The organism is Brevibacillus sp. FSL K6-2834 (assembly GCF_038592925.1).
Lineage (GTDB): Bacteria > Bacillota > Bacilli > Brevibacillales > Brevibacillaceae > Brevibacillus > Brevibacillus borstelensis.
Genome location: NZ_CP151945.1, coordinates 2,390,392 through 2,403,918 on the forward strand (window position 1 = coordinate 2,390,392; position 13,527 = coordinate 2,403,918).

The following is a 13,527-nucleotide window of genomic DNA, read 5'->3' on the forward strand; positions in this document are numbered from 1 at the left end:
CCTTTCACTTTTTGAGCAAAACGTGGAAATCATTGTCGAAATATCGGAAAAATCATTCAATCTTTCGTCATTGGCAGGAATGCCACTGGCATTGTCGAATTATTTTTGGAGTGAAAAGATGGTATGGGCATATGTTGAGGGATTCATTACTTCTGAGAATACTTCCACCTTTTTTCCCAAACAGACCGTTGATTGTAAGGAGGAATGACCTTGAGCAAGATTGAAGTGTTGTTGGCGGATGACAATCGGGAATTTGTGAACCTGCTGGAAGAGTACATAAGCAGCCAGCATGATATGAACGTGATCGGTGTGGCGTATAACGGAAATGATGTCATTCGCCTGCTCCAAGAACGCATTCCGGATGTCCTTATTTTGGATATTATCATGCCTCATCTGGATGGATTGGCCGTATTGGAACAAATCCAAGCCATGAGACTCACTTCTCAACCAAAAATTATTATGCTGACGGCATTCGGGCAAGAGGAAATCACCAAAAAGGCAGTCGAATTGGGGGCCGCCTATTACATCCTGAAGCCTTTTGACATGGAGGTCTTGGCACAGCGAATCCGTCAGATGACGAATAGCAAGCCTTCAAGCTCTTTTGTGACCGCTGTCAAGTCGCAAAACCCATTGCAGATCAGAGGGCGCAATCTTGACGCCAGCATCACCAGCATTATCCACGAGATCGGGGTTCCAGCGCATATTAAAGGATATCTGTATCTGCGGGAAGCGATCACGATGGTGTACAACGACGTGGAATTGCTGGGGTCCATCACGAAAGTGCTGTACCCTGATATCGCCAAGAAGTTTAATACGACTGCAAGCCGTGTAGAGCGTGCCATCCGTCATGCGATCGAGGTGGCCTGGTCCCGCGGAAATCTGGATTCCATCTCCAGCCTGTTCGGCTACACGATTTCCAACACCAAGGCGAAGCCGACGAATAGTGAATTTATCGCCATGGTGGCGGACAAGCTGCGGATTGAGGCGAAGATCTCATAATTGCGATATTACAAAAGGTAATGACCGCAAGCCTTCCGCTGTTTGGCGCAACTTTTATGTTGAGCATTGCGAGGATTCCGCTAAACCGTTACCGGGAAATGTATGGTATTTGATGGCGTGCCGACCGGAAGGCTTTGCGCGATTGAAGACCCCGTATGGGTGTCCGTAACGTACGAAGGCATATCTGTGGCCTTGCAGTACAAACGGACCTGATACGGGGCTTTTTATCGAACTTGGGGCGATTGCATGCTATTTCGTCTTTCTTAAAGAAAGGGCGAGGAAGATGACAGCCAATGAAAGACAGAACCAAGAAAAAACAAGTAGAAAAGTTTGTATTTACCAACTGCTTACTATGATAAACCAGTTTTCAGCGATTAAGTTTTTCAAGTACCTGTGTTTTTAATTAGCTGTACTGTTTATCATTGGTATCACAGAATGCTTCCTCTCGATTGGAAGGAATGTCTTGGTAGTGAGGTATTTCAGAAAATTGAGATTCTGTAAAATCACAACGTATTCCGTCAATTTTGTTGTAATAATGCCATCCTTCAGGGGTTTTCGTTTTCAAGATTTCTCCACCAAAAAGATCGTTTACAACCAGTGCAGTTACTCCACATTGTCCATTGGCAGGGTTTTGGGAGGACCATTTTGAACTAGATTCAATCGACCAAACCTTTAGGAATATTTTTGATAAATCGCTAAAACGTTCTTCAATAAGCACAGTAGATTCTCCTTCACAGTGTAAATGGTCCGCGCAATCCCAATATAACACATTGTGTATCGTGTCGATCCAAATCTTAAGATTTACTGTTCTGGAGGATGAGAGTAAAGGCGTAAGCCAAGACTATCCCACTTTCTGGAGGTTCCACATGAGACTGGCTGTCCTGTCAGATACACATGGAAATGCAATTGCTTTTGAAGCCGTTATCCAAGACTTAAACAGTCAAAGCCCCGATGCCATCGTATTTCTCGGAGATATCGTCATGCGGGGACCTCAGCCAAGCGAATGTATACACATGGTAAGGTCATTGGAGCCTCTAGCCGTTATTCGCGGAAATTACGACGATATGTTTACCCGATTCCCAGCACCTGGGTGGGTCCCAAGCAACGACAAGGAAGAGCTGGTCTTGCGGGCCTACGAGTACGACTGTAAACGGATTGCGCACGATGATCAGGAATGGTTGGCAAACCTTCCTGTGGAGCGAGCCTGGACATTTGAAGACGTCCCTACGGAGATGTATCATGCTGGACCCGATTCGCTGGTCAATGTCGTCTATCCGTGGGCAAGCCTGGATGAAATGGACATATTAAACCGGAGTGAGCATACCAGGCTTGTCCTGTTTGGACATGTACACCATGCGTATGCGCGTCAGGGAAAGGGAAGATTGATCGTCAATTGCGGGAGTGTCGGCCTGCCGTTTGATGGCGATAATCGAGCAAGCTACGCCATTGTGGACTTTAACAAAAGGGACATTGCCGTTCAACTCAGAAGAGTTGCCTACGACATCGAAAAAGCGCTTGCCACCGCAAAAGCATTGAAAATGCCGGACGTGGAAGCGTATGAATACGCTCTCAGATTGGCTCGTTATCCGTACAACGATTATAAGAAATTGATACAAACGGCTTCATCATGAATGAAAGTGATTTTCTTACAGCAGATGGCGATCGTGCAAAAAAACGGCTGAACGAATGAAGAATGAAAAGGGAATATCCTTCGAGCAATCGGGATGAATATGCAATACGGTTGCACACCGGGAAGAACCATGTAAAATAAAAATGAGAAAAACGGGAAAGGCAGGTGCCGACCAGTGAACATCATTGACGAAATTCTGGCGCATAACCGGGCATTTATCGAGAACAAGGAATACGAGAAATATCAGACAACGAAATTCCCTGACAAGCGATTAGTCGTGCTGTCCTGCATGGATACCCGGCTGGAAGAATTGCTTCCAAAGGCAATGAATTTGCGAAACGGCGATTTCAAGCACGTAAAAAGTGCGGGAGCTGTCGTTTCTCATCCGTTCGGCAGTATCATGCGGAGTATTTTGGTTGCGATCTACGAGCTGAACGCTGAAGAAGTGGTCGTGGTAGGTCACTACGATTGCGGGATGAGCGTGATCAATGCCGACAATATGATGGCGAAAATGAAAGCAAGAGGGATCACAGAGGAAACCTTCAATATCATCAAACATTCTGGCTTCCGCCTGCACTCCTGGCTGCGCGGCTTTGACCACGTGGAGGATAGTGTGAAACAAAGTGTGGAAGTGATTAAAAACCATCCGCTGCTGCCAAAAGAGGTTCCGGTTCACGGCCTCTTGATCGATCCGGTTACAGGCAGACTGGATCGGGTAGTAGATGGATATGAACTGGCAACCCCGGTTAAGTAATGCCAACGCTTCGCATGTTACGCGCAGAACCTTTATGCAAAAAGCGGCACGCTGGTTTTTCGGGGCAATTGGGCTGGGAATAGCGACGACAGGTTACGCCTATGGTGTAGAGAGACACAGGCTCGAGGTAGTCAGTCAACCGGTTGCCATTCCGTATCTTCCGGAGCAATGGAAGGGCGTGCGTATCGTTCATTTCAGCGATTTGCATTTGGGACACTACCTGGGCGTTGAAGAACTTGAAAAGGTTGTTGACCGGATTAATGAACAACAGCCGGATCTGATCTGTTTTACCGGAGATTTGGTAGACAAAAGCACTAGATTGCTGTCTACCGCGATCCCGATCCTGGCTCGGCTGCACGCGCCTCTCGGCAAATTTGCTGTTCTCGGAAATCACGATTGGCGATACGGAGAACAGGGAATCGTCCGTCAAGCTCTTCTGGATTCAGGATTTTCGGTTCTGATCAATGAGCACATCAAGCTACAAAAAGAAGGCGACGCACTTTTTGTAGCGGGGATGGACAACGTGCTGCACGGCGTTCCCGATCCGCGGAAGGCTCTGGACGGAATAGCTGAGGGAGATACGGTGATTTTGCTCGTCCACGAGCCTGATTTCGCGGAAGAAGCAGCCAAGCACCCTTTTGCCCTGCAGCTTTCCGGCCACAGCCATGGCGGGCAGGTGAGGCTGCCGCTCCTGGGACATGTCATTACGCCCCCCATGGGACAAAAATTTGTGCAGGGACTGCAACACGCGGGAGATGGCAAGCTGCCGGTGTATATCAATCGGGGAATCGGTACGACGATATTGCCGGTAAGACTTTTCTGCCGGCCGGAAATTACTGTACTCACTCTTGTTTAATAGACTTGCTTGATCCATTGGACGAATGGCATGAATGCCTCGTCCTCTTTTTTTGCATGCAGATAAGCAATTAGCGTGGGGCGGGTAAATTCGCCGTGAGAGATATCGAGTGCAGCAAGTCTGCCTGCACGCACCTCATCCTGAACCGTCCGCTCGGGAAGCATCGTCACGCCCAACTGCTGCTGCACCATTTTGATGACGGCGCTAAAGCTGTCCAGCTCCATAATCACATTGGGAAAGACGCCATGCTGAGCGAGGAACCGATCGACGCGCTGGCGAAAAGGAGCGCTTTGACTGCCAAATGCGATGACGGGCTCCGAACCCCAGCGCCCAAATCCGGGAAATGTGTCCGCCCATGGATGTTCGGGTGAGGTGACCAGCATGACGCGATCGCTCGGCAAAAATTCCTGGTGTATGTGGGGATGGTAGACTTCGTGGCCGAGGAAGGCGATGTCTGCCGTACCAGTCAACAGGGAAGAGATGGATTCCTCGTAGAGGGTAGAGCGGACGTAGCAGGTAAAATGCGGATGCTCCTTGCGATACTGCCCGAGCAGGCGGGGCAGTTCGTAGGAGGCAAACGCTTTTCCGGCAACTACGGTGAGGGACTGACGTTCTTCGCGATGAGTCGAAAAGGCGCGAAGCTGTTCCACTACGGTCGCGGCAACAGGCAACAGGCGTCGTCCTTCAGCTGTCAGGCTTACCCCGGTGCTTGTACGGGTGAACAAGGGAGTTCCTACCTGTCTCTCCAATTGCTTCAGCCTGTGCGTTACCGTAGACTGCGCCAAAAAGAGTGCGTGGGCTGCTCGATTCAGCGAGCCGTGCCGGGCAATTGCCAAAAAAATCTCCAGACTGTCCAGATCCATACGGCTTCCTCCCGCAGAATGATTGGTTATCTGATTTCTCGATAACCTGCTATCGATATTCTATAACAAATGGCTGAAAAAAGGGAATATTATGGATGCAGGAGGTGGTCTTCGTGGAGAAAGAAGCGAAAATCAAGCGACAAGTCCAAGAGCAGTTCGGCAAAAACGCCAATGCCTATGTAACGAGCGAGACGCACGCAAAAGGGGAGGATCTTCCGCTCATCATCGAATGGACGCAGCCTCAACCGGAATGGGTGGTGCTGGATGTCGCGACTGGGGGAGGACATGTAGCCAAGACATTGGCTCCTCACTGCAAATGGGTAGTTGCTACCGATCTGACCGGACCGATGCTGGAAGCAGCGAGGGCGGCTCATCAAGCAGCGGGGTTGAGAAACATCGGCTATACGGTGGCTGACGCCGAACGCCTGCCTTTTCTCGCGGACTCCTTTGACGCTGTCTTGTGCCGAATTGCCGCCCATCACTTTCCCAACCCGGGAGCTTTTGTCCAGGAGGCAGCACGTGTACTTCGACCCGGCGGCGTGTTTGTCTTCATAGATAATATCGTTCCCGATTCAGAGGAAATAAGCAGCTTCATCAACCGTTTTGAGGCGATGCGAGACCCGAGTCACGTCCGCTGTCTCTCCCGCACGGAATGGATCAGCCTGGTGGAACAAGCAGGTCTGTCGGTCCAAAGGGAGCGGCAGCGAAAAAAACGGTTTTCCTTTCCCGAGTGGGTAGCACGGACGTCTGAATCGCGGGAGCAGGAAAAAGCCGTTGAACAGTTGCTCATACATGCTTCCAAGGACATTCACGACTATATGGGTGTGACGTTAATCGATGGGCGCGTAGCCGGGCATGAGATCGATGAATGGATGGCAGTCTGCAAAAAGGAAGTCTAAGGAAAAACGAGGAGAGATGCGAGATGCACACATGGTTGGGATTGGATCATGTACAATTGGCAGCGCCGGTCGGATGTGAGGAAGAGGCGCGAAGCTTTTTCAGCGGGATATTGGGAATGAAAGAGGTGCCCAAGCCGGAAGCACTGCGCAAACGGGGAGGGGTCTGGTTTCAATGCGGGCCGCAGACCATTCACATCGGGGCAGAGGAGGGGTTCACCCCAGCGAAAAAAGCGCATCCGGCCTTCCTTGTAAAAAATATCGAGGGATTGCGCCATCGTTTGCTCGAGGCGGGGGTGACGATAAAGCAGGGAGAAGAAATTCCGGGTGTCATTCGCTTTTTTGCAGATGATCCCTTCGGCAGCAGGCTGGAGTTTATGGAGGTGACGACAGAATGAGCATTGATTTCCATGCATCCGAAAATCGAAGCTCGTATATCGGCCGTTCAGCCGACAAAGGCTGGCTGAAAGCGATGGCGGAAATCGTCAACCCTGTCGGCAAGAACGTGATCGATATCGGTTGTGGCGGCGGCATTTATACGGCAGGCTGGGCTGAGCTGGGAGCAGAGCGCGTCATGGGAGTCGACTTTTCTCAAGTCATGCTGGAAACCGCACGGGAGAACACCGCTCATTTGCCTCAAGTCTCCTTTCATTGGGGGGATGCTTGTCAGACTGGTCTTGCCGCCGGCTGTGCAGATATTGTCTTCGCCCGTGCCTTGATCCACCACCTGGACAGTGTAGACAGCTTTGTGGCGGAGGTGAACCGGATTTTGGCGCCGGGGGGGATGTGCATCATTCAGGATCGGACGATGGATGATGTATCCGTCCCCGGGTCGACAGAGCATTTGCGAGGATATTTCTTTGAAGCGTTTCCCCGTCTGCTGCAGAAGGAGGAAAAGCGCCGCCCGTCTTTGACCGAGGTGCAAGCAGCTTTGAAAAATGCGGGCTTCTTCTCTGTACATACAAGCCAGATGTGGGAGATTCGGAAGAGATACAGCACTTGGACGGAGCTGGAAAGCGATCTTCGAAAAAGGACTGGACGCTCGATCCTCCACGAGCTGAATGATGACGAACTGGAAAAGCTCATCTCCTTCGTCAAAGAGAAGATGGGCGGTCTGCTGCCGATCGTCGAACAGGATCGCTGGACCATTTGGAGGGGAGTAAAGGGATAAATGGCATAATTGTGAAATCGTCTGTCACAATTCCTGATTCGACTTGTATACGTCTGGGGTATTCTATATAATGAAGGTGCTATTCTCTTCCCGTACGTTTTACTTTTTGCCAAAGGAGTTGTGTAGTTCATGAAAGTAACTCTGTTTGATTTTCTCATGTTCGTGTTCACGTTCTTCATCGCGATGGGTGTTTTCCGTTCGATCCGGGCGAAAAATAAATTCGCGGTTGGCTTTGGAATCATTGCCCTCGCCGTATTCCTCTTTGCAGATGGCTTGATCATTTACTTTGCAACGAAAGGCGCGTAAAGCCGGAGGATACATATGTTCAAGAGACTGTGCGCATACTCGCACAGTCTCTTTTTCATTTTCTGGAAAAACCTGCATGGCCATCCTCCATTTTTCGCATAATAAGGATGGAGGTGGGACAGGTGGGCAAGCAGCGATGGCCTCACAGGTTTTCATACGTCGGGAAGATTGCGGCAGACCGGAAAACGAAGAACCTTTGCAACCGGATCAATCCTTCAGACATTGCTGTCGTCGATCACCCGGATATGGATGAGATTGCCGCTCTGGCACTTGTGAGAGCGAATGTGCGAGCCGTCATAAACCTCTCACCGTTTTTGACAGGGACATACCCGGCTGAAGGCGCCAGACGCCTGTTGGAGGCTGGCATCCCTCTCTATGAAACAGCCAGCGCAGACAAAAGCATATTGGATCAAGCAGATGGCAGACCCGGGGCTGTATGGAAAGAACAACTGTGGGTTTGCTCTGACAAGGGCTGGTTTCGTCAAGCTGAGCTGAGACGGCTGACCACAAAGGAGATCGGCCAGCGATGGCAAGAAGCAAATGAGCGATTGGATGACGTCCTGTCCGCTTTTATCGACAATACGTTGAGATACGCGAGTGCAGAAAAAGAGTGGTTTTTGCGCCCGCTGAAAAAACTCCCGCTGCGTACGAGGCTTTCTGACCGCCATGTCGTCGTGGTCGTCAGAGGCCGGCATTATCGGGAAGATTTGCGGATGCTTTCCTCTTACATTCGCGATTACAATCCTGTTTTGATTGCGGTGGACGGGGGAGCGGATGCTTTGCTGGAAAACGGCTACATCCCCGATATGATCGTAGGGGATATGGATAGTGTCACAGATCAAGCATTGCTGTCAGGTGCAGAGATAGTCGTGCACGCTTTTCAAGACGGGCAGGCTCCCGGGAAGGCAAGAGTGGAGAGGCTGGGGATCAGCTGCCATTTGCTGCCCGCACCGGGGACGAGCGAAGACATTGCCATGCTGCTCGCCTTTGAGGAAAAAGCCAAATTGATTGTTACGATCGGTACACATTCCACGATGATCGATTTTCTCGAAAAAGGGAGAAAGGGCATGGCGAGCACGCTGCTGGTAAGGACCAAAATCGGTTCCAGGCTGATCGATGCCAAAGGCGTCAGCCAATTGTATCAGCCGCGCTGGTCATGGAATTGGACCGGGTGGCTGGTAGCGGCCACACTCGTGCCGGTCATGGCGGTTCTCTCGCTTCATCCCATCACCCGTCATGTCATGCAGTTGTGGTGGATGCAGTGGAGGAGCTGGGCATTTTTAGGAGGGTAGGCATGATTCCTTTTCGTCATCACCTGATTTCGCTTGTGGCCGTATTCTTTAGTCTCGGGATTGGCATTTTGCTCGGAGGAATGACAGGCCACTCGTGGTTTTCCGTCGAGGAGCAGGCTGTGCTCAGCAAAATGGAGACGAGGTATAGCCAGGCTCTCAAAAGCAACAATGAACTGAAGCAGCAGTTAAATCGGCTTTTGATCGAGATGGAGCGAAACAATGAAGAGGCTGCCCATCTGATGGCAGTCCGTTACGCTGACGCCATGCAGGGCAACAAGGTGTATGTCTGGCAGTCCCCGGAGCTCCAAATCGGCAGACTACTGCGGTTGTTTGAGCAGGTCGGCGTTGAGATCGTTCCGTACGGTCAAGGCAGTGTTCCGTTGGATGGACCGATTCTCGCGCTGGGGAAAACGAAGCCAGACTGGTTGGAACAGCTTCCGGGCGAATGCCGCTGGTTATTTGTGGACAAGGTGCCAGAGACCTTCTCCCAGCAATGGGGGCTGTTGGATCGGGTGCAAAAACTGATGGCGGAGATGAGAGTGGAACGTGAAAAGAGTTAGTGTCATCGTCCCGGCTTACAATGAGGCAGAGTGGATTGTCCCGACTCTGGCGGCGATACGGCAGCGCCTTGTTTGCGACGAGGTGATCGTTGTCGATGACGGGAGCGCGGATCAGACTGCGTTACTGGCCGAGGAGTGGGCAGACCGCGTCATCCGGCATCCGGTCAATCTGGGAAAAGGGGCGGCTCTGCAAACCGGCTGGAGACAGTCCAGCGGCGAGGTGCTTTTGTTTTTGGACGGAGATTTGAAAGAGAGCGCGGGGGAAGCCAACCTGCTGCTTGCCCCGGTCATAAACGATGAATGCGACATGGCTATCGCCGTGCTGCCGGCGCTGCGGCGGAAGGTCGGCTTGGGCCTGGCAAAGGGATTGGCCCGAGGGGGGATACGGGCACTCACCGGATTTTCTTCGGAGGCGCCGCTATCCGGTCAACGGGCAGTGAAACGACAGGTGCTGGAACGCATTGGCCAATTGGAAGGAGGCTTTGGAATCGAAGTGGGACTGACCATCGAAGCGCTCCGCTGCGGGTACCGCTTGACCGAAGTTCCTGTACCTTTTACGCACCGGCAGACGGAAAATGATTGGACAGGCTATCGGCATCGGGGAAAGGAATTCGTCGAAATCGGAAAGGCATTGGGGAGAAAATGGTGGGAGGGAGTGCGTTGGACACGAACCTGACAAGCGCCTGGGTCCTGGGAGTGGCAGGGCCTTTTTTGTTGCACCGGTTCTATTTTCGCGCCGCATGGGAAAAGCTGCATAATGCCGCTATCACCAGAACCAACTACAGAGGCGAACAAGTGGTTACGGCTGGAGGAGTGATACTGGCTGGGTATGCGGGATTAATCCAATTTGCCCTGTTGGCCTGGGGAGCGGCTTCGGGCTGGAGCTACCAAATGCTTGAATCCGGGCTGCTGCTTTTCTTCGGATCTCTCGCCGTGGCATTATGCGGCTGGCTTGACGACTGTTCGGCAGATAAAGCGCCGAAAGGCTTTCGCGGGCATCTGGGGGTTCTCTGGCGGGAACGGCGAATGACGAGCGGCATGTGGAAGGCATTCGGGGGAGGCGGGACCGCTTTGGCCGTCAGCCTGTTCCTTTTTACCGGCATACCGGGGATTATCGTCGGAACCGGTCTTTTGGCGCTTTCCCCCAACCTGTTAAACCTGTTTGACGTCAGGCCAGCCCGGGCGATTAAGGTGTTTTGGCTTTTGATCGCCGCAGCTGCCTTGTGCATGCCGATGTCCGCGGCTGCTGCAGCTTGCTGGATCTGGATATTGCCGGTCTTGACCGCAAGTGTCCTCTTGTTTCCGTACGATGCACAGGCTTGCTTGATGCAAGGGGACACGGGAGCCAATTATCTCGGGTTTGTTGCGGGCTTTGCGCTCGTGACAAGCGTTCCGTTCGGTGGACAGCTGGCGCTTTTGCTATTTTTCGCAGGGCTGCACCTTTTGGCCGAGTTCGTTTCGTTTTCCCGGGTGATCGAAAACACGCGCTGGCTCAATCGATTGGATGAGTGGGGAAGATCTGCGGAGACAAAATAAAAAAACCGGGAAGCATACCCGGTTTCTGACGTTTGGTCTGTTGCTCGATCATATCCTAATCTTCTTCCGGCTCGCGCTTCATAAACCGGGGTTGGACGCGGTTGCGCTTGCGGTCGTGATGCAGGACAAAGCCGGCGATGAACAGGACCGGAACGACAAACAACAACACGCCCAAGACGAACTGTCCCCAGAGAAATCCGGTCTCCGATGATACCGAGTAGAAAAATGCATCGCGGATGAGCTTTATCCCAAACATGGCGATCAGTGCCGGGACGACCATGATCAACAGAGCTACCAGTTTCTGACCGATCAAGGGTGTTTCTCCCCTTTCCATCATGCTACCTTTCCATCATATCGGATGGGTAGCTCCTTGTCCAACATCTCCTGTGCATTCCAGCCGGGTTGAGTTACAATGGAAACAGTTTGATTCACTGGAAAGAGGGATTGTTTGCATGCACAAGCTGCTCATCGTTGGAGCCGGCCAGGGAGGAACAGCGCTCTTGAAAATGCTTAGCAATATGGAGCGGATGAAAATCGTGGCCGTCGTGGATGAGCGGGCGGATGCGCCAGGACTTGTCCTCGCCCGCTCTTTGGGAATTGAAGTGGGAACTGACTTTCGTCCGTATTTGTCGAGCGACATCGACGTGATACTGGAGGCGACCGGAGACTCTGCGGCATTCGAAGAAATTTTGCGTCTCAAACAGGAAAAAACGGTGTTAATCCCCGGAACATTTACAGCTATCATCATGAAATTGATAAGTGAACGGGACGAATTGATTGCAGCCTTGACGCAAAACCAGCGCGAGCGGGAAATCATGCTGAACTCTACCCATGACGCGATCATCGCGGTCAACAGGGAAGGGATCGTCACTCTTTTCAACAGAGCGGCAGAACGCCTGATGGGCATTGAAGCCCACGCTGTATTGGGAACGGCAGTTTCCGAGCGCATACCCAATACCCGATTACATATTGTATTAGAGACGGGACAGCCAGAGTTGAACCAGGAGCAGATCCTGCCGAATCAGACGCGGATCATCACCAACCGGGTACCTGTTCGAAACGAACGGGGCGAGGTGGCGGGAGCAGTCGCGATCTTCCGGGATATTACCGATATCATGGCGCTGGCCGAGGAAGTAACCGATCTGAAGGAATTGAAAAGCATGCTTCAGGCGATCATCAATTCTTCGGATGAGGCCATTTCCGTTGTGGATGCAAAAGGAAACGGCCTTTTGATCAACCCGGCGTACACGCGGATTACCGGTTTGACTCATCAGGACGTGATCGGCAAGCCAGCCACTGTCGACATTTCCGAAGGCGACAGCATGCACATGCAGGTGCTGAAAACAAAGAAGCCTGTGCGCGGCGTACATATGAAGCTGGGACCGAAGAGCAGAGACGTGGTGGTAAACGTCGCTCCAGTCATGGTAGACGGAGAATTAAAGGGAAGCGTCGGGGTCATCCATGACGTCTCGGAGATTAAGCGTTTGACCGAAGAACTGGAGACGGCCCACCGGATCATCAGGACGCTGGAAGCGAAGTACAGCTTTGAAGACATCATCGGGTACAGCGAGCCGATGCAGGCGGCGCTCGAGCAAGCGCAAAAAGCGGCATTGACACCTGCCACAGTGCTGCTGCGCGGCGAATCCGGCACGGGCAAGGAGCTGTTTGCCCACGCCATCCACAATGCGAGCAGCCGCAAGTATAAACAGTTTATTCGCGTCAACTGCGCAGCCATTTCCGAGAATCTTTTGGAAAGCGAGCTGTTCGGATACGAAGAGGGCGCATTTACCGGAGCCAAACGAGGCGGCAAGCGCGGATTGTTCGAGGAGGCCAGCGGCGGGACCATTTTCCTTGATGAGATCGGCGAGCTGTCGATGAGCATGCAGGTAAAGCTGCTGCGCGTTCTCCAGGAGCGGGAAGTAGTCAGGGTTGGTGGTACGAAGGCGGTTGAAATCGATGTGAGGGTCATCGCGGCTACACATGTCAATTTGGAATCTGCGATTTCGTCCGGCCGTTTTCGCGAGGATTTGTACTACCGGCTTCATGTCGTCCCCATTTACATACCGCCGCTCCGTCAGCGATTGGAGGACATCCAGCCGCTGGCCAAGCATCTGGTGCGAAAATACAACCAGGAATACGGAAGAAATGTGGAGGACATCGCGGCAGGCACTTTGCAAATGCTGCTTGCCTACCAGTGGCCGGGCAACGTCAGGGAGCTGGAAAATGTGCTGGGGCGGGCCATGATCCACATGAAGTTCGGCGAGCGGGTCATTCTGCCAGAGCACTTGCCCCCCTTGGAGAGAAGGAGCGTACAGTCCGCCGCTTTGACACCGCATTTGCAGATGGAACAGGCTTCCGGCAAGACATTGAAGGAAGCGATGGATGAAGCGGAGCGGGCACATATTTTGCGAGAGCTTGCCGCAGCAAAGGGAAACCGGACGCTGGCGGCGAAGAGGCTCGGGATTTCGATCCGCAGTCTTTACTACAAGCTGGACAAGTGCGGCATATCTGATGAACAGCCGTAATGAACAATAAGTGCAGGCGAATATCCGTGATCAAATTGTGAGCAATCGGGCTGAACAGAGACATAACTGCAATTTTTTGCATGCAAAACATTGCTTGATCCTGCAAAAATGTGCAGAATAGAGGGCAGGCCCAAAAAAC

The 13,527-nt window shown here is 52.1% G+C and carries 16 protein-coding genes; 13 read left to right on the forward strand and 3 right to left on the reverse strand.

All coding sequences use genetic code 11. The features are described from left to right. The first annotated feature begins 210 nt into the window (after positions 1-210). The gene (spo0A, locus tag NST96_RS11825; protein ID WP_003387242.1) at positions 211-999 is read left to right on the forward strand and encodes a sporulation transcription factor Spo0A; all 789 of its coding nucleotides are present in this window, start codon (positions 211-213) and stop codon (positions 997-999) included. Between the two features lie 403 nt (positions 1,000-1,402). On the opposite strand, the gene NST96_RS11830 is transcribed toward spo0A, so the two are convergent. Beyond that, positions 1,403-1,717 (reverse strand): hypothetical protein, encoded by a 315-nt coding sequence (locus NST96_RS11830; protein ID WP_251246897.1) that lies wholly within the window; start codon positions 1,715-1,717, stop codon positions 1,403-1,405. A 148-nt stretch (positions 1,718-1,865) separates the two neighbouring features. On the opposite strand from NST96_RS11830, the gene NST96_RS11835 reads away from it, so the two are divergent. The 3 genes from NST96_RS11835 (at position 1,866) to NST96_RS11845 (ending at position 4,239) form a co-directional block, all read left to right on the forward strand. Beyond that, on the forward strand, positions 1,866-2,630 hold the full coding sequence (locus tag NST96_RS11835; RefSeq protein WP_171506315.1) for a metallophosphoesterase family protein: 765 nt from the start codon (positions 1,866-1,868) through the stop codon (positions 2,628-2,630). Positions 2,631-2,804: 174 nt separating this feature from the next. Then, the gene (locus NST96_RS11840) at positions 2,805-3,383 is read left to right on the forward strand and encodes a carbonic anhydrase (RefSeq protein WP_003387239.1); all 579 of its coding nucleotides are present in this window, start codon (positions 2,805-2,807) and stop codon (positions 3,381-3,383) included. Then, entirely contained in the window at positions 3,358-4,239 is an 882-nt protein-coding gene (locus NST96_RS11845; RefSeq protein WP_227277462.1) for a metallophosphoesterase, read from the forward strand. Before NST96_RS11840 ends, NST96_RS11845 begins: the two co-directional genes overlap by 26 nt. Here NST96_RS11845 and NST96_RS11850 read toward each other — a convergent pair. Next, a complete protein-coding gene (locus tag NST96_RS11850; protein WP_031931810.1) occupies positions 4,236-5,102 on the reverse strand; it encodes a LysR family transcriptional regulator in 867 nt (288 codons plus the stop codon). The genes NST96_RS11845 and NST96_RS11850 overlap by 4 nt on opposite strands. Before the next feature lie 113 nt (positions 5,103-5,215). Here NST96_RS11850 and NST96_RS11855 point away from each other — a divergent pair, with 113 nt between their 5' ends. From NST96_RS11855 to NST96_RS11890, 8 genes are all read left to right on the forward strand, one after another. Further along, entirely contained in the window at positions 5,216-6,001 is a 786-nt protein-coding gene (locus NST96_RS11855; protein WP_024984910.1) for a class I SAM-dependent methyltransferase, read from the forward strand. Between the two features lie 23 nt (positions 6,002-6,024). Further along, on the forward strand, positions 6,025-6,396 hold the full coding sequence (locus NST96_RS11860; protein WP_024984911.1) for a VOC family protein: 372 nt from the start codon (positions 6,025-6,027) through the stop codon (positions 6,394-6,396). After that, entirely contained in the window at positions 6,393-7,169 is a 777-nt protein-coding gene (locus NST96_RS11865) for a methyltransferase domain-containing protein (protein ID WP_342406425.1), read from the forward strand. Before NST96_RS11860 ends, NST96_RS11865 begins: the two co-directional genes overlap by 4 nt. A gap of 129 nt (positions 7,170-7,298) precedes the next feature. Continuing rightward, positions 7,299-7,475 (forward strand): DUF2759 family protein, encoded by a 177-nt coding sequence (locus NST96_RS11870; protein WP_081607723.1) that lies wholly within the window; start codon positions 7,299-7,301, stop codon positions 7,473-7,475. 122 nt (positions 7,476-7,597) lie between these two features. Beyond that, positions 7,598-8,767 carry a putative cytokinetic ring protein SteA gene (gene steA / locus NST96_RS11875; RefSeq protein ID WP_003387230.1) on the forward strand — a complete coding sequence of 390 codons (1,170 nt, stop codon included), beginning with the start codon at positions 7,598-7,600 and terminating at the stop codon, positions 8,765-8,767. 2 nt (positions 8,768-8,769) lie between these two features. Next, entirely contained in the window at positions 8,770-9,327 is a 558-nt protein-coding gene (locus NST96_RS11880; protein WP_003387229.1) for a copper transporter, read from the forward strand. Further along, positions 9,314-10,003 (forward strand): glycosyltransferase family 2 protein, encoded by a 690-nt coding sequence (locus NST96_RS11885; protein ID WP_003387228.1) that lies wholly within the window; start codon positions 9,314-9,316, stop codon positions 10,001-10,003. Before NST96_RS11880 ends, NST96_RS11885 begins: the two co-directional genes overlap by 14 nt. Next, positions 9,988-10,863, forward strand: coding sequence for a hypothetical protein (locus NST96_RS11890; protein WP_081787854.1), 876 nt, complete (start codon positions 9,988-9,990; stop codon positions 10,861-10,863). Before NST96_RS11885 ends, NST96_RS11890 begins: the two co-directional genes overlap by 16 nt. Before the next feature lie 55 nt (positions 10,864-10,918). On the opposite strand, the gene NST96_RS11895 is transcribed toward NST96_RS11890, so the two are convergent. Next, positions 10,919-11,176: a DUF2627 domain-containing protein gene (locus tag NST96_RS11895; RefSeq protein WP_024984916.1), complete on the reverse strand. Its 258-nt coding sequence runs from the start codon at positions 11,174-11,176 to the stop codon at positions 10,919-10,921. 139 nt (positions 11,177-11,315) lie between these two features. Here NST96_RS11895 and NST96_RS11900 point away from each other — a divergent pair, with 139 nt between their 5' ends. Next, positions 11,316-13,388 carry a sigma-54-dependent Fis family transcriptional regulator gene (locus NST96_RS11900; protein WP_003387225.1) on the forward strand — a complete coding sequence of 691 codons (2,073 nt, stop codon included), beginning with the start codon at positions 11,316-11,318 and terminating at the stop codon, positions 13,386-13,388. Positions 13,389-13,527: the final 139 nt, after the last annotated feature.

What these genes read in the sequence shown, in the direction of transcription:
- NST96_RS11835 (WP_171506315.1), top strand. Translation starts at nt 1,866, where the DNA reads ATGAGACTGGCTGTCCTGTCAGATACACATGGAAATGCAATTGCTTTT.
- NST96_RS11845 (WP_227277462.1), top strand. Translation starts at nt 3,358, where the DNA reads ATGAACTGGCAACCCCGGTTAAGTAATGCCAACGCTTCGCATGTTACG.
- NST96_RS11850 (WP_031931810.1), bottom strand. Translation starts at nt 5,102, where the DNA reads ATGGATCTGGACAGTCTGGAGATTTTTTTGGCAATTGCCCGGCACGGC.
- NST96_RS11860 (WP_024984911.1), top strand. Translation starts at nt 6,025, where the DNA reads ATGCACACATGGTTGGGATTGGATCATGTACAATTGGCAGCGCCGGTC.
- NST96_RS11865 (WP_342406425.1), top strand. Translation starts at nt 6,393, where the DNA reads ATGAGCATTGATTTCCATGCATCCGAAAATCGAAGCTCGTATATCGGC.
- NST96_RS11870 (WP_081607723.1), top strand. Translation starts at nt 7,299, where the DNA reads ATGAAAGTAACTCTGTTTGATTTTCTCATGTTCGTGTTCACGTTCTTC.
- NST96_RS11880 (WP_003387229.1), top strand. Translation starts at nt 8,770, where the DNA reads ATGATTCCTTTTCGTCATCACCTGATTTCGCTTGTGGCCGTATTCTTT.
- NST96_RS11900 (WP_003387225.1), top strand. Translation starts at nt 11,316, where the DNA reads ATGCACAAGCTGCTCATCGTTGGAGCCGGCCAGGGAGGAACAGCGCTC.